The organism is Streptococcus sp. DTU_2020_1001019_1_SI_AUS_MUR_006, from assembly GCF_032340315.1.
GTDB lineage: Bacteria > Bacillota > Bacilli > Lactobacillales > Streptococcaceae > Streptococcus.
The window spans coordinates 1,655,722-1,674,578 of record NZ_CP135436.1 but is presented as its reverse complement, the minus strand read 5'-3'; the positions used below and the strand labels follow the sequence as shown (position 1 = coordinate 1,674,578).

The following is an 18,857-nucleotide window of genomic DNA, read 5'->3' as shown; positions in this document are numbered from 1 at the left end:
AAAGGACTCAAGCGAGTCCCTTTTATTTGCGTTTTTTCTTAGCTTTTTTCATTTTATTGGCCATGCGTTTCATGGATTGTTTCATAGCAAATTCCCCGATTTTGCCCTTGAGACCTCCACCGAACATCTGGCTCATATCTGGGATTCCTGCTCCGCCAAGAGCTGATAAGTCAGGCATACCACCTTGTCCCATCATACCTTCAAGGGCTGACATATCCATACCACCAGGCATATTTTTAGGAAGGTTGTTAGGGTTGATGCCCATTTGTTTCATCATCTTGTTCATGTCACCAGACATGACACCTTGCATGAGTTGTTTAGCTTGGTTGAAGTCCTTGATGAACTTGTTGACTTCGATAAAGGTATTACCAGAACCAGCAGCGATACGACGACGGCGACTTGGAGTAAGCAAGTCTGGATTTTCACGTTCTTCTGGAGTCATAGAAGAGACGATGGCACGTTTGCGAGCAATTTGTTTTTCATCCACCTTCATGTTTTGAAGGGCAGGATTGTTGGCCATACCTGGAATCATCTTGAGCAAATCTTCCATTGGTCCCATATTTTGTACCTGATCCAACTGATCGATGAAATCGTTGAAATCAAAGGTGTTTTCTCGCATCTTTTCAGCCATTTCAAGGGCTTTTTGCTCATCGTATTCTTGGGAAGCTTTCTCAATCAGAGTCAGCATATCTCCCATACCGAGAATACGGCTAGCCATACGGTCTGGGTGGAAGGTTTCAATATCGGTAATCTTTTCACCAGTACCCGTGAACTTGATTGGTTTACCAGTGATGTGACGAACAGAAAGGGCCGCACCACCACGAGTATCACCGTCAATCTTGGTAAGGATGACACCAGTGACTTCTAATTGAGCGTTAAATTCTCGCGCAACGTTAGCAGCTTCTTGACCGATCATAGCATCGATGACAAGAAGAATTTCATTTGGTTGAGCAAGTGCTTTAACGTCACGAAGCTCATTCATGAGAAGTTCGTCGATTTGCAAACGACCTGCCGTATCGATCAAAACATAGTCGTTATGGTTAGCTTTGGCTTGCTCCAAACCTTGGCGAACAATCTCAACTGCAGGAACTTCAGTACCAAGAGCAAATACGGGAACATCAATCTGTTGTCCAAGTGTTTTCAACTGGTCAATGGCAGCAGGACGATAGATGTCGGCTGCAATCATCAAAGGACGAGCATCCTCTTCCTTTTTAAGTTTGTTAGCAAGTTTGCCTGCAAAAGTTGTTTTACCAGCACCCTGCAAACCGACCATCATGATAATGGTTGGGATTTTTGGTGACTTGATAATCTCAGCTGTGTCTGAACCAAGAATTTCCGTCAATTCTTCATTGACAATCTTGATGATTTGTTGGGCTGGATTGAGGGTATCAATGACTTCATGCCCAATCGCACGTTCGCGAACTTTTTTGATAAAGTCCTTGACTACAGGAAGAGCAACGTCGGCTTCTAAAAGAGCCAGACGAATTTCCTTGGTTGCTTCTTGGATATCACTCTCTGTGATTTTTCCTTTTTTACGTAGGTTTTTAAAGACGTTCTGCAAACGTTCTGTTAAATTTTCAAATGCCATGTTTTTCTCCTATTTTTTCAATTCAGTGGAAATCGTCCGAAATGTTGCAAACACTCTAGTTCTTCGGGTGTGACTTCTTTCATGATTTCATTTGGATATTCCCAACAGCTAAAACCGATTTGCATAGCTTTGGAGATATCATTGGGCGAGATAATCTGTAGTCGTCTAGGAAATGGTTCCTCTGCAGCTAATAATTTACAGGGTATTCCTTTATAAACGACAAGATTTTCCATGATTACTCCCTATTATCAATACTGGTCAAAATCTCAATTTGCTCTTGCAGAAAAGTATCCTCTGGATAACGCTCCAAAATCTGGTCAAAAATCTGACTGCGAACAATGTAGTCAGAGTACATATGGAGTTTCATCTCATAGTCTTCCAGAATCTTTTCAGTTCGTTTGATATTATCATAAACAGCCTGGCGACTAACGCCGAACTCTTCAGCGATTTCAGCTAAACTATAGTCGTCTGCATAGTAGAGTTCGATATAGTTCATTTGCTTATCAGTCAAAAGGGCTGCATAAAATTCAAACAGAGCATTCATTCGATTGGTTTTTTCAATTTCCATAAGATTTATTATACCAAAAAAAAGCCCAATCCGCTAGCTGGGGGCTGATTTTAGCTAGAAGTTAGAAAATAAGCTTTTCACTGTTCTTTTCTGACTATGAAGCCTTTTTTTGATATAATGGATAGGATTATAATGATTTAGAAAGAGGTAGTCATGAAAGAATTAGAATCAGTGTTACAAGACCGTTTTGAACTTGTTTTTACAGATAAAAGCTTACTTGAAACAGCTTTTACCCATACCAGTTATGCCAATGAGCACCGCCTCTTAAAAATTTCACACAACGAACGCTTGGAATTTTTAGGAGACGCTGTTCTGCAATTATTGATTTCAGAATATCTGTTTAAAAAATACCCTAAAAAACCAGAAGGGGACCTGTCAAAACTACGAGCTATGATTGTCCGTGAGGAGAGTTTGGCTGGTTTTGCCCGTGATTGTCAGTTTGACCAGTTTATCAAGCTTGGTAAGGGTGAGGAAAAATCGGGAGGCCGTAACCGAGATACGATCTTGGGTGACGCCTTTGAAGCCTTTTTGGGGGCTCTGCTTTTAGACAAGGATATAATGACTGTAAAAAACTTTATCTACCAAGTCATGATTCCAAAGGTTGAAGCTGGCGATTTTGAGATGATCAAGGATTATAAGACTCACCTGCAAGAATTGCTCCAAGTTAATGGAGATGTTGATATTCGTTATCAGGTGATTTCAGAGATTGGGCCAGCCCATGATAAGATGTTTGAGGTTGAAGTCCTTGTTGAGGGACAAAGTCTAGGTTCAGGTAAAGGACGCTCTAAAAAATTGGCCGAGCAGGAAGCCGCTAAAAATGCAGTTGAGAAAGGGCTGGATTCATGTATTTAAAGGAAATTGAGATCCAAGGGTTTAAGTCCTTTGCTGACAAGACCAAGGTTGTTTTTGACCAAGGGGTGACGGCGGTTGTAGGACCAAATGGCTCTGGGAAATCAAATATCACTGAAAGCCTCCGTTGGGCACTTGGTGAATCTAGTGTCAAGAGTCTGCGTGGTGGGAAGATGCCTGATGTCATCTTTGCAGGAACAGAAAGTCGGAAGCCTCTAAACTACGCTTCTGTTATTGTTACTTTGGATAACCAAGATGGCTTTATCAAGGATGCAGGCCAGGAAATCAAAGTTGAACGTCATATCTATCGGAGTGGAGATAGTGAGTACAAGATAGACGGGAAAAAAGTTCGTCTTCGTGATATCCATGATCTTTTCTTAGATACTGGTCTCGGACGTGATTCTTTTTCCATCATTTCCCAAGGGAAGGTCGAAGAAATCTTTAACTCCAAACCTGAAGAACGTCGCGCTATCTTTGAAGAAGCGGCTGGAGTTTTGAAGTATAAAACCCGTCGTAAAGAGACAGAAAGCAAGCTGCAACAAACTCAGGACAATCTAGACCGTTTAGAAGACATCATATATGAGCTGGACAATCAAATCAAGCCTTTGGAGAAGCAAGCAGCTACAGCTCGTAAATTTATGGAGTTGGACGGTCAGCGTAAAGCGATCTACTTGGACGTTTTGGTTGCACAAATTCAAGCCAATAAGGCTGAATTGGATGTGACAGAAGGAGAATTAAACCAAGTTCAGGAACTTCTAACTAGCTATTACCAAAAGCGACAAGAGCTAGAAGAAGAAAATCAAGCTCTCAAAAAGAAACGTCATGATTTGCAGGCTGAGATGGCTAAAGATCAAACTAGTTTGATGGATTTGACTGCTCTAATCAGTGATTTAGAACGGAAATTGGCCTTGTCTAAACTGGAGACAGAGCAGGTTGCTCTCAATCAACAAGAGGCACAGGCTCGTTTGGCTAGTTTAGATGAAAAGAGAAATACTCTTATTCAGGAAAAGGAAGAAAAAGAAAACAGTCTAAATAAGCTAGAAGAAGAATTAGCTGTTAATAATAAAGAACTCAATCGTTTAGAAGCTGAATTGCTAGCTTTTTCTGATGATCCAGACCAAATGATTGAGCAATTGCGTGAGCGCTTTGTTGCTTTCTTGCAGGAAGAAGCGGATGTCTCTAACCAGTTGACACGGATTGAGAATGACCTTGAAAATAGTCGCCAACAGACTCAAAAGCAAGAAGAACAATTAGTATCCTTGAAGGAACAATTAGCTTCTGCCAAGTCTAAGGCTAGTGAGCAAGAAACTGCTCTTAAATCAGCAAAAGAAAAAGTACAGACCTTGCTTGCTGACTATCAGACGCATGCTAAACAGGAAGAAGAACAAAAGCAGGCTTATCAAAGTCAGCAAAATCAACTCTTTGACCGTTTGGATAGCCTGAAAAACAAGCAGGCCAAGGCGCAAAGTCTGGAAAACATTCTAAAAAACCATAGTAATTTCTATGCAGGTGTTAAGAGTGTTCTACAAGAAAAAAATCGCCTGGGCGGTATTGTCGGAGCGGTCAGTGAACATTTAACTTTTGATGTTCGTTATCAAACAGCTCTTGAAATTGCCCTCGGGGCAAGTAGCCAACATATCATCGTTGAAGATGAACAGGCAGCAACAAAGGCCATCGATTTTCTTAAGAGAAATCGAGCGGGTCGCGCTACCTTCCTACCCTTGACAACTATCAAAGCTCGTAGCATTTCAGGTCAAAACCAAGATGTGATTGCCTCAAGTCTAGGCTTTCTTGGCATGGCAGATGAGTTGGTTTCCTTTGATGCTAAGCTTGAAGCTATTTTTAAAAATCTACTAGCTACCACAGCTATCTTTGATACAGTGGAGCATGCGCGTGATGCGGCTCGTAAAGTACGTTATCAAGTTCGGATGGTAACGCTAGACGGTACAGAATTGCGAACAGGTGGTTCTTATGCTGGTGGAGCCAATCGTCAAAATAACAGTATTTTTATCAAGCCTGAATTGGAGCAATTGCAAAAAGAAATTGCTCAAGAAGAAAAGCTTCTGCATCAAGAGGAAGAAAATCTGAAGTCAGTTCAAGAAGCCTTGAATGCACTTAGTCAAACTTTGGAGACCATTAAGTTCCAAGGAGAGCAAGCTCGTATCCAGGAACAAGGCTTGTACTTAGCTTATCAACAAACTAGCCAGCAGGTCGAAGAACTTGAGACACTCTTGAAACTTCAGGAGCAAGAATTAACTAATCTCAGAGGTGGAGATTGGCAAGCTGAAAAAGAAAAATGCCAGGAACGTCTTGCAGTTATTGCAACCGAAAAGCAAAAGCTGGAATCTGAGATTGAAGAAATCAAGTCCAATAAAAATGCTATTCAGGAACGCTACCAAAGCTTGCAGGATAAACTGTCTCAAGAACGTCTGCTCAAAACAGAAATGATAGGGCGAAAGCGTTACGAAGTTGCAGATATTGAACGGATTAACAAAGAGCTTGAATACCTTGATATGGAGCAAGATGAAATCGAACGCCTTCTCCAAGAAAAGGTAGACAATCTTGAAAAGGTTGATACGGAACTTTTGACCAAGCAGGAAACAGAAGCTAAGAGTCAGAAGGAAGAAATCCAACAAGGGCTCATTCGTAAGCAGTTTGAACTAGATGATATTGAAGGTCAATTGGATGATATTGCTAGTCATTTAGAACAAGCTGGTCAGCAAAATGAAGAATGGATACGTAAACAAACTCGAGCGGAAGCGACTAAAGAGAAGATTACAGACCGCCTTCGCTATCTTCAAGGACAGCTTACAGAGGAATATCAAATTAGCTATACAGAAGCTTTAGAACAAGCGAACCAATTGGAAGACTTGGCTGTCGCTGAACAAAAGGTTAAGGATTTTGAAAAATCCATTCGTTCACTTGGTCCGGTTAACTTGGATGCCATTGAACAGTTTGACGAAGTACACGAACGCTTGGAGTTCTTGAATAGTCAGCGCGACGATATTCTTTCTGCTAAAAACTTACTTCTTGAAACCATTACAGAGATGAATGATGAAGTGAAGGAACGCTTTAAATCAACCTTTGAAGCTATTCGTGAGTCCTTTAAAGTAACCTTTAAGCAGATGTTTGGTGGTGGTCAAGCAGACCTAATCCTGACAGAAGGAGATTTATTGACAGCAGGTGTCGAAATCTCTGTGCAACCACCAGGTAAGAAAATTCAGTCTCTCAATCTCATGAGTGGTGGAGAGAAGGCTTTGTCAGCTCTGGCTTTGCTCTTCTCAATCATTCGTGTCAAGACTATTCCATTTGTTATCTTGGATGAGGTAGAGGCCGCACTCGATGAGGCCAACGTTAAACGTTTTGGGGATTATCTCAACCGATTTGACAAGGATAGTCAGTTTATCGTTGTTACCCACCGTAAGGGTACTATGGCAGCAGCAGACTCTATCTATGGTGTGACCATGCAAGAATCTGGTGTATCTAAGATTGTCTCTGTAAAACTAAAAGATTTAGAGAATATGGATGCTTAGTTAGTGCTCGTTACAAATTTTTAAGCTAAGCATTTAAATAACCTTCAAGAAGTCGGAAGGGTTACAAAATAATTTGAGGAGCTTATATGGATTTTGATCTATTCCTAATGATCTGTAATTATATTGGAACTATAGCCTTTGCTGCTTCAGGAGCCATCAAAGGATTTGGTAAACGATTAGATATTTTTGGAATTAGTTTATTGGCAATTGTAACGGCAGTAGGCGGAGGGATTTTGAGAGATTCTATTATCAGTCGTTTTCCTTCCTCTCTTGCTGATCCCAGCCCGATTTATGTCTCTATCCTTGTAGCGGTTATCATGTATGTCTTTGTAACTTCAAAACAAGCCAATGCTAGTCATGAAAAAAAGTTCTATAAGTGGCTGAGAGAAGCCTATCTCATCTTTGATTCGATTGGGCTTATTATCTTCTCTCTAATCGGAGCCACAGCCTTAGTGGATAGTAAGCTAAATTTGATGTCTGCAGGTCTTTTAGCCTGCTTAACGGGTGCAGGTGGTGGAATTATCCGAGACCTCCTGATTAATGAAGTACCAAGTGTTCTAAAAGAAGATATTTATGCCCTTCTATCTTTCGTAATTGGAGTTATTTATTATTGGTTGGCCTTTGTCCTTCACTTTCCAAGAATCACTGTCTTTATCATTGTTTCTATTGTTGGTTTTGTGATTCGACTCTGCATCATTAAATTCCGACTCTCTTTGCCAAATATGGATAAGAGAACCTTGAATTGATGAATGGCTGAAAGTTTGATTCTAAACCCGTAAATAAGTTTAAAATAGTCATTTTATCAGCGTCTAATCTCATGTGGATTAGGCGCTATTTGCTTTTTCTATGGTATATAGAAGATAGATTTATAACTGGAGAATATGAGTATTTATGATTAAAATAGTTGCAACAGAAATGAGGATGAACTAAATAATACAATTGAAGAAAGTAATCCCTTGAAATATAGGGATTTTTATTTTTATAACCCATATCTAAGAAGTTGTAAAAAATGGATCTGCCATGACTAAACTTTTAAATCGTTAAAATGTTAGTAATCGTTAAATCATATTTCCCAATCCAGTTAGAATTAGTCGTTAATAAGTTATTCGTACTTGATGCTGGAGAAATGATATTGTTGAAAATGATACAATTGGGGGATAAAGGGCTTATTTTTACCCAAAATTAGGATGGTTTTCCTAAAAATAGACCTTAGTGGATGCAAATGTTCTAACGATAACTTTTGGTAAACGTTAGATTATGCATCTAGCTATAAATGTTGATATAAAGACGTTTTTACTAGAACAAATTAACGAAGTATCGCTATTCAGTATAGGAAGGGGTGAAAAACCACTTGACTTTTTAATTATAAAGGTAATGACTTTTATAATGGTAAATAAAATGAAAATTTGGTATAATAGATAGCATTGAGAGGTGTAGTTATGGAAATAAAAAAAGAAAATAAAAAACCTATGGAATTTCACAATATGACTGATTTTCTAAAAGGTCAGTCATCAAAAATAATAACGAATTTATCTAATGAAGATAATACAGCTTTTGTATTGAAAAATGGAAAACCATTAGCAGTTATAATTTCAAATGAAAGATATGAACGATTATTAGAAGCAGGAATTGATATTACAGAATTTTAGTAGGAGATATATCTAAGGAGAAAATTTTAAATGGCATTTACTATTGATATAGACGAAGGAAAATGGAGCAAGAAAATTTTAGAAATTCTTCTTGTAGATAGAACAACGAATAGAAATATAATCTGGGGAACAGATGATTATGAGATATTAGGTAAAGAGTACTGTTCTCACTATCCTATTCATTTTAGCCTTATTACTGGTGATAATTTAAATGTTATTCAACCTAGGATACTAAAGACTAAGGAAAGTCAAGGGGATAGAACAAAGAAAAAAGCAGAGGTATTTACACCTAGTTGGATATGTAATGCTCAAAATAATTTAGTTGATAAGGCATGGTTTGAAAGAGAGGAAGTTTTCAATATTGAAAAAGAAAGGACTTGGGAATCTACTACTAAAAAAATAGAATTTCCTAAAGGAAGAACATGGAAAAAATATGTTGATGAAAGAAGGTTGGAAATTACTTGCGGAGAAGCACCTTATTTAGTGAGTAGATATGATACTGTAACGGGTAACCCTATAGATTTGTATAAACGAATTGGTTTTTTAGATAGGAAAATGAGAGTAGTAAATGAAAATACTACTAGTGAAGATGAATGGCTTAAATGGTCAGAAAGAGCATTTCAAAGCGTTTACGGATTTGAATTCCAAGGAGATAGCTTACTTATAGCGAGAGAAAATTTACTCGTTTCGTATTGTGACTATATGCAAGAAAAACTTAAAAGGGAACCAGAAGAGAAAGAACTTTTAAAGATAGCAAAGATAATTTCGTGGAATTTATGGCAAATGGATGGTCTAACATATACTATACCATATAGAAAACCGACCGAACCCAATGAACAGATGACGCTATTTGATTTCACGATGAAAGAAGAAAATGCTTTCTGTGTTATAAAAGACTGGCGAGCAAGAAAAAATATCACTTTTAAAGACTTGCTAAATAAAGAGGATGATGCAAATGAAAGAAAATAAGATAGAAGCTATAGATATACTAGATAAGATTATTATTGGTCGTGTAGAGCCCCATATCTATGCATTTACGACAAATACAGTACCAAATTATTTAAAGGTTGGCGATACATACAGACCAGTATCAAAAAGATTAAACGAATGGAGAGAATTTTTCCCAGATCTTGAAAAACAATATGAGAATAAAGCCACAATTGATGAAGAAACTTATTATAGAGATTATTCCATTCACCAATATCTTGAAAATGATTTAAATAAACAAAGATTAAAGCCGTATGATTTAGAAGATGGCATTTATTATAGTAGAGAATTTTTTAAAGATACTAAAATAACAGATATTGATAATGCTATTGAAGATATAAAGGAAAATTATCAAGCTAACTCAAGCAAGTATGAATATTATAGTTCTAAAAATAGACTACCTCAGACATATCATTATGAGAGGGGTGGAGATTGGGACTTAAGACCAAATCAAGAAGCTGCTGTAAATAGTTTTATACAGGCTGTGAGAAATGGACGTAGAAATATACTAATGTATGCCGTTATGCGTTTTGGAAAATCGTTTACTTCACTTTGTTGTGCTTTAGAAATGAAAGCTCAAACTGTCTTAGTAGTGTCAGCTAAAGCAGATGTTAAGGATGAATGGAAGAAAACCGTTGAAAGTGCAGGAAACTTTTCAGAGTATGTTTTTATAGAATCATCTGATTTGTTGGCTAATGAAAATGTAATATCTGAGAAGCATTCCGAAGGAAAGAAAGTCGTTATATTTCTCACGCTTCAAGATCTTCAAGGGGATAACATTAAGGATAAACATAAGGAGCTTTTTGCGGAACAAATAGACCTTCTCATTGTGGACGAAACACATTTTGGGGCAAGAGCAGCATCTTATGGAAAGATTCTAAAGAATGCTGGTTATGATAAGACTGATGAAGAGAATATCAGTAAACTTGAAGATGAAAATATAGATGTTGGTGAGGCGGATATTGAAATTAAGAAAATAAATGCAAAAATAAGACTGCATTTATCAGGAACACCTTATCGCATTTTGATGGGAAGTGAATTTGAAAAAGAGGATATTATTTCTTTTGTTCAATTTTCAGATATTGTGAAAGAGCAGGAAGAATGGGATAGGAAACATCTTAATAATGATGATGTAAATGAATGGGACAATCCATATTATGGATTTCCTCAAATGGTTCGTTTTGCCTTTAATCCTAACAAATCTTCTCGTAAAAAAATGGAAGCTTTGAGGAAAAGTGGTGTTAGCTTTGCTTTTTCAAAATTATTTGAACCGATTTCTATTAAAAAAGATGCGAGTAATCAAGGACATAAGAAGTTTAAAAACGACTCTGAAATTTTTGATTTGCTTAAGGTCATTGATGGAAGTAAAGAAGACGAAGAGTTATTAGGGTTTTTAGATTATGACAAAATCAAAGAAGGTAAGATGTGTAGACACATGGTTATGGTTTTGCCATACTGTGCTTCTTGCGATGCGATGGAAGAGCTTATTAATACAAATAAAGATACATTTAAGAACTTATGTGAATATGAAATAATAAATATTTCAGGTGTTGAGGCAAGAAGAGAATATAGTAAGCCCGACGATATTAAAAGAAAGATTAAAGAGTGCGAAGAAAACAATCAAAAAACATTAACATTAACTGTGAATAGAATGTTAACGGGTTCAACTGTAGAACAATGGGATACTATGCTTTATTTTAAAGATACAGCTTCCCCACAAGAATATGATCAATCTATTTTCAGATTACAAAATCAGTATATTAGAACATTGTCGAGTGAAAATGGATTTATCAAGGAAAACTTAAAGCCCCAGACACTGTTAGTTGATTTTGATCCGAATCGTCTATTTAGAATGCAGGAACAAAAATCTCTTATTTACAATGTAAATACAGAAGAAAATGGAAACAGTAAGCTGAAAGAAAGAATTGTGGAGGAGATTCGTATTTCTCCGATTATTATGATGAATCATAATAAAATAAAACAAGTAGATGCTACGAATATTTTAGAGGCAGTAAGTGAATACAATAATCAAAGAAGTATTTCAGATGAGGTAGTGGATATACCTGTTGATTTAGCTCTTTTAAATGATGTTGATATACGAAAGGTTATAGAAGCTCAAGCCGAGTTTAATTCAAAGCAAGGATTAACCATAGATCCAAATCAAGGTGATGGTGAAGACTTGGATATAGAAGAGCCAAAAGATGATAAAAAAGATAGTGGTGATAAAAAAGATAGTGGTGATAAAAAAGATACACCAACTGAAGATTATACTGAAACAAAAACAGATGATGAGGTTAAAAAACTAGAAAGTCAAGTTAAGACGTATTATCAAAGATTACTTTTCTATTCTTTCTTAACAAAAGATAAGGTATCTTCTTTAGATGATATTTTAAATACATTGGAAAGACATGATAACCAAAGAATTGCAAGTAACCTATATTTAGATAAAGTTGTTCTGCAAAAGATTAGCGATATGATGGATCCGTTTAAGAGAAGTAGTTTGGATTATAAAATTCAAAATATATCTATGCTTGCATCAGATGAAAGACTTACTCCTCTTGACAGGGCGATGACTTCAATTAAAAAATTCAATAGGATGTCAGAATCTGAGGTCATAACACCATCAAGAGTATGTGATGAGATGGTTGTATTACTACCAGAAGAAGGCTTAAGAGAAATGGTAGATAAGCAGGATAAATTACTGGATATTGCAAGTAAATCAGGAGAATACGCTGTAGCTCTTTATAAAAGATTAACAGCTGAACTTGGATATGCTCATAAAGATATAAAAGATATAATTTATTCAATTCCAACATCATCTATAGCATATGAATTTACAAGAAGGTTCTATGAAATATTGAATTTGAATGTGAGTAATATATCAAGCGAGTTTAATGCGTATGATTTGATTGATGTGAGAAATGGAAATGGAGAAGTAGACAACACAAAAATTAATAACTTGCTTAAACAAGATAAAAATTTTAGTGAAATTACTTTAAATGATGAGATAGAGGTAGGTGATAAGAAAGTGAAATTTGGCGCAATAGTTGGGAATCCACCATATCAAGAAATTATTAGTAAATCTAAAGGAAATAAATCACTAGGAAAACAACTTTTCCCAAACTATATAAAACTAGCAATGGATGTTACAGATGCATATGCAACATTAATAACTCCATCAAAATGGTTCACTGCAGATGCACAAGATAATTCCTTCCCTAAGCTAAGAGAATATGTAAAGAGAAACAATCACTTTAAAAAAATAAAAACGATGGTTAATGGTGCATCGGTTTTTGAAGGAACAGAGTTAGGATCAGTAAATTATTTTTTATTTGAAAAACAATATACTGGCAATACTGAATTTATACATGATAAAGAAGAAAATAGTGCATTTAGACCATTGTTTGAAGAAGACATGGAACAAATAATATCTATGAATTCTATGGTATCCATATTAAATAAAGTCAGAAATCATAAAGATTTTAATACATTGATGACGATTACAAAAGGAAGAAATGCTTTTGGTATTACAGGTAAGGAGGTTAATAGCAAGACTTCTGAAACCTATTTTGATGGTTCATATTCAGTAAGGTGTTCTTATGATAGGATAAGATACACAAAAGAAGAAGAAATCACAAAGAATAAAGACCTAGCTAACAGATATAAAGTGTTTATGTCTAAGGCTAACGGTGCTGCCGGTGTTTTGGGTGAGAAAGATGCAGTTGCAATATTAGGAAGGCCATATATTGGTTCTAATCGTTCTGTTTGCACAGATTCTTTAATTCCTATTGGAGATTTTCCAACTGAACAAGAGGCTATTAATTTATCAAGGTATTTATTAACCAAATTTTTAAGATTTATGGTTGGCATTCTAAAATCATCTCAAAATATTTACCAAATTGTATATAAATTTGTACCAATGCAAGACTTCACTAATCAGTCCGATATAGATTGGTCAAAATCAATATCTGAAATTGATGAGCAATTATTTGATAAGTATGGGCTAACAAATGAAGAAAGAGAACATATAAAATCTTCAATTAAGGATATGTAGGTGAAAATAGATGACTAAAAATAATGAGCTAAATTCCCAAACTAAGTTCCACTGGTTTTACTAATGCTTGATTTCATCGCTTTTGTAGCCAAAATGAATCGAAAAAAGAGTGCACAAAATCTCCTCATCTGAAAGCGTTTCAGATTAAGTTCCGCTATGGTGGAAGTTAGGAGTTTTTACAGGCGAAATGCCAGCTGTAAATCAGATTGAACTAAATCCATTCCATCAACAAAAAGAAAAAGTTGTGATACTAAAAGAAGAAAATGTTACGTTAGAGGCGTGGGCACCCTTTGCAGAAGGTAGAAACAATATCTTTTCGAATCCAGTATTAGAGAAAATAGCTAAAAAACATAATAAGTCAGTTGCACAAGTCATTATACGTTACTTTGTAGAACAAAATATTGTCGTGTTAGCGAAAACTACAAAACAAGAACGTATGAAAGAAAACTTAAATGTATTTGATTTTACTTTAGACTTAACAGATAAAGAAGAAATTGCAGCGCTAGATCTAAAAGAAAGTCAGTTTGTAGACCACGCTTCTCCAGAACGTATTCGCCAAATGGCAAAATACAAACTAAATTTAGAATAGTAAAACTACATAACAAATGTAAGCAATGTTATTTTGTAAATTTACAAAAATAGAAGTCCACTTCAAAAATGGTCAGGTCATAGAAATATGATCTGACTGTTTTTATGAATGGAATGAGACATTCATTTTATGATATAATATAAAGGATTAACAGAGATGAGAAATGATGGGGATTGCCTAAATCGTTAAAAATGCGACACGAAATTGTTATAGGCGAAAGTTCTAGCAGTGAAGTTAGTAAGGGAACTAGCTTGACCACTAAATAGTGGCAAGCGTATGAGATTGAGATGATTTATCATCCAATCGAATTGTTCCGTTGCACACCCTAAATGCCCTTTGCACACCCCTAATTCAAAAAAAGGAGATAATTGTATGATAAAACTCATTGCCACAGATATGGACGGGACTTTTTTGGATGAAGCTGGCCAATTTGATATGGAGCGCTTAAAAGCTCTTCTCTCATCCTACAAAGAGAGAGGAATCTATTTTGCTGTAGCATCAGGACGTGGTCTTTTGTCCTTAGAGAAACATTTTACGGATGTCAAAGATGAGATTATTTTTATCGCCGAAAATGGGAGTCTCGTTCGTTTTCATGGACAAGACCTCTATGAAGCGACCATGCCTAGAGATTTTTACCTATCAACTTTTGAAAAGCTAAAGACTTCACCTTATTTTGATGAAAAGAAGATGCTCTTGACAGGTAAAAAAGCATGCTATGTTCTAGATACGGTTGATGAAACCTATCTCATGTTTAGTCATCATTACAATGAGAATATTCAAAAAGTAGCTAGTCTAGAAGATATTACCGATGAGATTTTCAAATTCACAACTAACTTTACAGAAGAGACAGTAGAAGCTGGCGAAGCTTGGGTCAATGAACATGTTCCTGGTGTTAAGGCAATGACGACAGGTTTTGAATCCATTGATATTGTTCTTGATTATGTGGACAAGGGAGTTGCGATTGTCGAATTAGCTAAGAAGTTAAATCTGAATATGGATCAAGTGATGGCCTTCGGTGACAATCTCAATGACCTTCACATGATGCAAGTTGTAGGGCACCCAGTCGCACCTGAAAATGCTCGCCCAGAGATTTTGGAACTTGCCGAAACAGTTATCGGTCACCATAAAGACCAATCAGTTATCGCTTATATGGAGGGGTTATAATGGCAGATATTAAATTAATTGCCCTAGACTTAGATGGAACCTTGCTGACGACAGACAAGAAATTAACTGATCGTACCAAGGCAACTTTAAAGGCTGCGCGTGAACAAGGGGTCAAGGTAGTCCTAACAACTGGACGTCCTCTCAAGGCCATGGATTTCTTCCTTAAAGAACTTGATACAGATGGTCATGATGATGAGTATACTATCACCTTTAATGGTGGATTGGTTCAAAAAAATACAGGTGAAATCCTCGATAAGACAGTATTCTCCATTGATGATGTGACACGTATTTATGAAGAAACTGAAAAACTAAATATTCCCTTAGATGCAATTTCAGAAGGAACAGTTTATCAGATTCAGTCTGACCAAGAAAGTTTATATGCTCAGTTTAACCCGGCTCTAACTTTTGTTCCAACTGCTTTTGAAGATTTGTCTAGTCAAGTAACATACAATAAATGTGTGACTGCCTTTCCTCAAGAACCTTTGGATGCAGCAATTGCTAATATTTCACCAGGCTTGTTTAACAACTACGAAATTTTTAAATCTCGCGACATGCTTTTGGAATGGTCGCCAAAGAACGTTCATAAGGCTACTGGATTAGCTAAATTAATCGACCACCTAGGAATTGACCAAAGTCAGGTGATGGCTTGTGGAGATGAGGCCAATGACCTTTCTATGATAGAATGGGCAGGACTCGGCGTTGCCATGCAAAATGCTGTGCCTGAGGTCAAGGAAGTTGCAAATGTAGTAACCCCTATGACCAATGACGAGGAAGCTGTTGCCTGGGCCATTGAAAAATATGTACTGAAGGAGAACTAAAGCATGGGATTATTTGACCGTTTATTTGGTAGAAAAGAAGAACCAAAAATCGAAGAAGTTGTTAAAGAAGCTTTGGAAAACTTGGATCTGACAGAACCTAGCGAGGAAGTTGAAGCACTTGGAACTGAAGAAGTTGAAGTGAAGAATACTGAAGAAACCGACCAAAGTTCAGAATTTGAGGAAACTTATTCTAAAGAAGCTAGTGAGTCGGAAGAACCAGTAGCAGAAACTACTCTAGAAACAGTTGAAGCAGAAACCACCCCTCAGGAAGAAGAGACTCAGTTTGAAGAGGAAACTGAGTGTCATTGTTGTCAGGAAGAGTCAGAGTCAACAGAAGTTGAAGAAAGAGCTCAAGAGGTAGCAGAGTTTGTAGCAGAAGAACTTGAGTCACCAGTCGAAGAAGTACCTTCAAGTGATAGCGACGATGAAGAAGCTAATCAAGCTCAATCAGACGAAACGGAAGCAGACACTTCTGAAAAAGTGGAAGAAGATCTAGTAATCGAAGAAATTCCTCAAGTTCAAGAGACTGTACAGGAAAAATATGACCGCAGTCTCAAGAAAACTCGTACGGGCTTTGGAGCTCGTTTGAATGCTTTCTTTGCTAACTTCCGCTCTGTTGATGAAGAATTCTTCGAAGAACTTGAAGAACTCTTAATCATGAGTGACGTTGGTGTACAGGTAGCTTCAAATCTCACTGAAGAATTGCGCTATGAAGCAAAACTTGAAAATGCCAAGAAACCAGATGTCCTCCGTCGTGTGATCATCGAAAAATTGGTAGAGCTTTACGAAAAAGATGGACAGTACAATGAAAGCATTAACTTCCAAGATGGTTTGACAGTCATGCTCTTTGTAGGTGTTAATGGTGTCGGGAAAACAACTTCAATTGGTAAATTAGCTAATCGATACAAACAAGCTGGTAAAAAGGTTATGCTTGTTGCTGCAGATACCTTCCGTGCTGGTGCGGTAGCTCAGCTAGCAGAATGGGGTCGTCGTGTAGATGTTCCTGTGGTTACTGGACCTGAAAAAGCAGATCCAGCGAGTGTGGTTTTTGATGGGATGGAACGTGCGGTGGCTGAAGGTGTTGATATTCTCATGATTGATACAGCTGGCCGTTTACAAAATAAGGAAAACTTGATGGCAGAGTTGGAAAAAATTGGTCGTATCATTAAACGTGTTGTGCCAGAAGCTCCGCATGAAACCTTCCTAGCTCTGGATGCCTCAACAGGTCAAAATGCTCTTGTACAAGCCAAAGAGTTTTCAAAAATTACTCCTGTTACAGGAATTGTCTTAACCAAAATTGATGGAACTGCCCGAGGTGGTGTCGTTCTGGCTATCCGTGAAGAACTCAATATTCCTGTTAAGTTGATTGGATTTGGTGAAAAAATCGATGATATCGGTGAGTTTAACTCTGAAAACTTTATGAAGGGCCTTCTAGAAGGTTTGATATAAAAGAAAATCCTGCAAGAATTCTTGCAGGATTGTTTTTGATTATTCTAGTCTACCATCTTTACGATAGGCGATATCTGGTTGCCAAGTCCACTCAGCACCGTATTTTTCAAGGAGTTCAAAGCTAGCTTGAGGTCCCATGCTACCAGCCTTGTAGTCATGGAGTGGAGCACCGTTTTCAGCCCAAAGCTTTTCAATACGGTCAATCAATTTCCATGAGGCACTCACTTCATCCCAATGGCTAAAGTTAGTTGAATTATTGTTCAAAACATCATAGATGAGTTTTTCATATGGGTCTGGCGAAGCACCTGTTGCAGTTGCATCTGTTCGATAGTCAAGAGAATTTGGCGCAAGGCTAAACTCTTCCCCGACCTTTTTACCGTTAAGACTGAGAGAGAATCCTTCAGTTGGTTGGATGTAGATAGTAAGCACATTCGGTGCTAGTGGTTCTCCGAAAATGGAATCCATTTGCTTGAAAACAATGTTCACATGTGTTCCTTTTTCTGTTAGGCGTTTCCCTGTACGGAAGAAGAAAGGTACATCACGGAAGCGATCAGTATTTACAAAGAAGGCACCTGAAGCAAAGGTTTCTGTCATAGATTCAGGGTTAACATTTGGTTCACTACGGTAAGAGATGTATTTCATGCCATCAACTTTACCAGAACGATATTGACCACGGATGAATTGTTCTTTAAGTTCCTCATCTGTAGGGTGGTAGAGGTTCTTAAATACCTTGATTTTTTCAGCTCGAATATCATCCTTTGTAAAGCTTGCAGGTTTGTCCATAGCAAGGAGTGATAGGAGCTGGAGGGTATGGTTTTGAACCATGTCTCGAAGGGCACCAGACTCATCATAGTAGCCACCACGTTCTTCAACACCTAGACGCTCTGCAAAGGTAATCTGTACGTTATCGATGTGCTCACGATTCCAAACATTTTCAAAAATCATATTTGCAAATCGAATGGCAAAAATACTTTGAATCATTTCTTTACCGAGATAGTGGTCGATACGATAGATTTGCTCTTCGTTAAAAGTAGCTAGGAGTTCTTCGTTTAGTTTGCTTGCAGTCTCATAGTCTGTTCCAAAAGGTTTCTCAACGATCAAACGTTCAAAGCCTTTACCATCAACAATTTGCTCTGATTTGAGGTGTTTGGCGATGGTACCAAAGAACTGAGGTGCCATTGAGAGGAAGAAGAGTTTGTTGTGCTCAGTCTGATATTTTTCGTTTAATTCAGCTTGAAGCTTGCGTAATTCGATATAGTGCTCAGTGTCATTAACATCGTGGCTTTGATAGTAAAAATGACTCGCAAATGCTTGAGCTTCTTCCACACTATCTGCCAAGTCTAAAATAGATTCGACAACGACAGATTCGAAATACTCCTTACTCCAAGGTCTACGAGCAGTTCCAATAACAGCAAAATGATCAGAAAGATTACCTGATTTATAAAGTCTAAAAAGTGAAGGGTAGAGCTTACGTTTGGCCAAATCCCCACTTGCACCGAAAATTGTAACAATAACTTTTGATGACATCTAGCTACCTAATTTCTATTTTGTTTCCTAGTTAAACTAGGCATGAGGAGTCCCCATTTTTCATATCCTTTATTTTATCATA

General features: G+C 37.1%; 14 protein-coding genes. 10 read left to right on the top strand and 4 right to left on the bottom strand.

The genetic code is table 11. The features are described from left to right. Positions 1–22 precede the first annotated feature (22 nt). Genes ffh through RRU92_RS08050 form a run of 3 tightly spaced genes read right to left on the bottom strand, consistent with a single transcriptional unit; the run spans position 23 to position 2,156 of the window. On the bottom strand, positions 23–1,588 hold the full coding sequence (gene ffh, locus RRU92_RS08060; RefSeq protein WP_315639286.1) for a signal recognition particle protein: 1,566 nt from the start codon (positions 1,586–1,588) through the stop codon (positions 23–25). Positions 1,589–1,605: 17 nt separating this feature from the next. Beyond that, complete coding sequence (locus RRU92_RS08055; protein WP_315639285.1) at positions 1,606–1,821, bottom strand: 2-oxoglutarate:acceptor oxidoreductase; 216 nt, start codon at positions 1,819–1,821, stop codon at positions 1,606–1,608. A 2-nt stretch (positions 1,822–1,823) separates the two neighbouring features. Then, positions 1,824–2,156 (bottom strand): putative DNA-binding protein, encoded by a 333-nt coding sequence (locus RRU92_RS08050; RefSeq protein WP_000402065.1) that lies wholly within the window; start codon positions 2,154–2,156, stop codon positions 1,824–1,826. Between the two features lie 153 nt (positions 2,157–2,309). Between RRU92_RS08050 and rnc the strand changes: the two genes are divergently transcribed. The 10 genes from rnc (at position 2,310) to ftsY (ending at position 17,248) form a co-directional block, all read left to right on the top strand. Then, the gene (gene rnc, locus RRU92_RS08045) at positions 2,310–3,008 is read left to right on the top strand and encodes a ribonuclease III (RefSeq protein WP_315639282.1); all 699 of its coding nucleotides are present in this window, start codon (positions 2,310–2,312) and stop codon (positions 3,006–3,008) included. After that, positions 2,999–6,538: a chromosome segregation protein SMC gene (gene smc / locus RRU92_RS08040; RefSeq protein WP_315639281.1), complete on the top strand. Its 3,540-nt coding sequence runs from the start codon at positions 2,999–3,001 to the stop codon at positions 6,536–6,538. The genes rnc and smc overlap by 10 nt, the downstream gene beginning before the upstream one ends. 86 nt (positions 6,539–6,624) lie before the next feature. After that, complete coding sequence (locus tag RRU92_RS08035; RefSeq protein WP_049530871.1) at positions 6,625–7,284, top strand: trimeric intracellular cation channel family protein; 660 nt, start codon at positions 6,625–6,627, stop codon at positions 7,282–7,284. A 693-nt stretch (positions 7,285–7,977) separates the two neighbouring features. Continuing rightward, a complete protein-coding gene (locus RRU92_RS08030; protein WP_303405095.1) occupies positions 7,978–8,187 on the top strand; it encodes a hypothetical protein in 210 nt (69 codons plus the stop codon). Between the two features lie 30 nt (positions 8,188–8,217). Beyond that, complete coding sequence (locus RRU92_RS08025; protein ID WP_303405098.1) at positions 8,218–9,156, top strand: restriction endonuclease subunit M; 939 nt, start codon at positions 8,218–8,220, stop codon at positions 9,154–9,156. Beyond that, a complete protein-coding gene (locus tag RRU92_RS08020) occupies positions 9,143–13,228 on the top strand; it encodes a DEAD/DEAH box helicase family protein (protein ID WP_315639280.1) in 4,086 nt (1,361 codons plus the stop codon). Before RRU92_RS08025 ends, RRU92_RS08020 begins: the two co-directional genes overlap by 14 nt. Positions 13,229–13,415: 187 nt before the next feature. Further along, positions 13,416–13,817, top strand: coding sequence for an aldo/keto reductase (locus RRU92_RS08015; RefSeq protein WP_315639279.1), 402 nt, complete (start codon positions 13,416–13,418; stop codon positions 13,815–13,817). Between the two features lie 372 nt (positions 13,818–14,189). Continuing rightward, positions 14,190–14,981 (top strand): HAD family hydrolase, encoded by a 792-nt coding sequence (locus RRU92_RS08010; protein ID WP_315639278.1) that lies wholly within the window; start codon positions 14,190–14,192, stop codon positions 14,979–14,981. Continuing rightward, positions 14,981–15,799 (top strand): Cof-type HAD-IIB family hydrolase, encoded by an 819-nt coding sequence (locus RRU92_RS08005; protein WP_315639277.1) that lies wholly within the window; start codon positions 14,981–14,983, stop codon positions 15,797–15,799. Before RRU92_RS08010 ends, RRU92_RS08005 begins: the two co-directional genes overlap by 1 nt. Positions 15,800–15,802: 3 nt before the next feature. Further along, the gene (gene ftsY, locus RRU92_RS08000) at positions 15,803–17,248 is read left to right on the top strand and encodes a signal recognition particle-docking protein FtsY (RefSeq protein WP_315639276.1); all 1,446 of its coding nucleotides are present in this window, start codon (positions 15,803–15,805) and stop codon (positions 17,246–17,248) included. Between the two features lie 39 nt (positions 17,249–17,287). Here the strand turns inward: ftsY and zwf are convergent, their stop codons facing one another. After that, positions 17,288–18,775 carry a glucose-6-phosphate dehydrogenase gene (zwf, locus tag RRU92_RS07995; RefSeq protein ID WP_315639273.1) on the bottom strand — a complete coding sequence of 496 codons (1,488 nt, stop codon included), beginning with the start codon at positions 18,773–18,775 and terminating at the stop codon, positions 17,288–17,290. Positions 18,776–18,857 lie beyond the last annotated feature (82 nt).

Excerpts from the sequence above, each read along its gene's own strand:
- ffh (WP_315639286.1), bottom strand. The coding sequence starts at position 1,588 with ATGGCATTTGAAAATTTAACAGAACGTTTGCAGAACGTCTTTAAAAAC.
- RRU92_RS08055 (WP_315639285.1), bottom strand. The coding sequence starts at position 1,821 with ATGGAAAATCTTGTCGTTTATAAAGGAATACCCTGTAAATTATTAGCT.
- RRU92_RS08050 (WP_000402065.1), bottom strand. The coding sequence starts at position 2,156 with ATGGAAATTGAAAAAACCAATCGAATGAATGCTCTGTTTGAATTTTAT.
- rnc (WP_315639282.1), top strand. The coding sequence starts at position 2,310 with ATGAAAGAATTAGAATCAGTGTTACAAGACCGTTTTGAACTTGTTTTT.
- smc (WP_315639281.1), top strand. The coding sequence starts at position 2,999 with ATGTATTTAAAGGAAATTGAGATCCAAGGGTTTAAGTCCTTTGCTGAC.
- RRU92_RS08035 (WP_049530871.1), top strand. The coding sequence starts at position 6,625 with ATGGATTTTGATCTATTCCTAATGATCTGTAATTATATTGGAACTATA.
- RRU92_RS08030 (WP_303405095.1), top strand. The coding sequence starts at position 7,978 with ATGGAAATAAAAAAAGAAAATAAAAAACCTATGGAATTTCACAATATG.
- RRU92_RS08025 (WP_303405098.1), top strand. The coding sequence starts at position 8,218 with ATGGCATTTACTATTGATATAGACGAAGGAAAATGGAGCAAGAAAATT.
- RRU92_RS08020 (WP_315639280.1), top strand. The coding sequence starts at position 9,143 with ATGAAAGAAAATAAGATAGAAGCTATAGATATACTAGATAAGATTATT.
- RRU92_RS08015 (WP_315639279.1), top strand. The coding sequence starts at position 13,416 with ATGCCAGCTGTAAATCAGATTGAACTAAATCCATTCCATCAACAAAAA.
- RRU92_RS08010 (WP_315639278.1), top strand. The coding sequence starts at position 14,190 with ATGATAAAACTCATTGCCACAGATATGGACGGGACTTTTTTGGATGAA.
- RRU92_RS08005 (WP_315639277.1), top strand. The coding sequence starts at position 14,981 with ATGGCAGATATTAAATTAATTGCCCTAGACTTAGATGGAACCTTGCTG.
- ftsY (WP_315639276.1), top strand. The coding sequence starts at position 15,803 with ATGGGATTATTTGACCGTTTATTTGGTAGAAAAGAAGAACCAAAAATC.
- zwf (WP_315639273.1), bottom strand. The coding sequence starts at position 18,775 with ATGTCATCAAAAGTTATTGTTACAATTTTCGGTGCAAGTGGGGATTTG.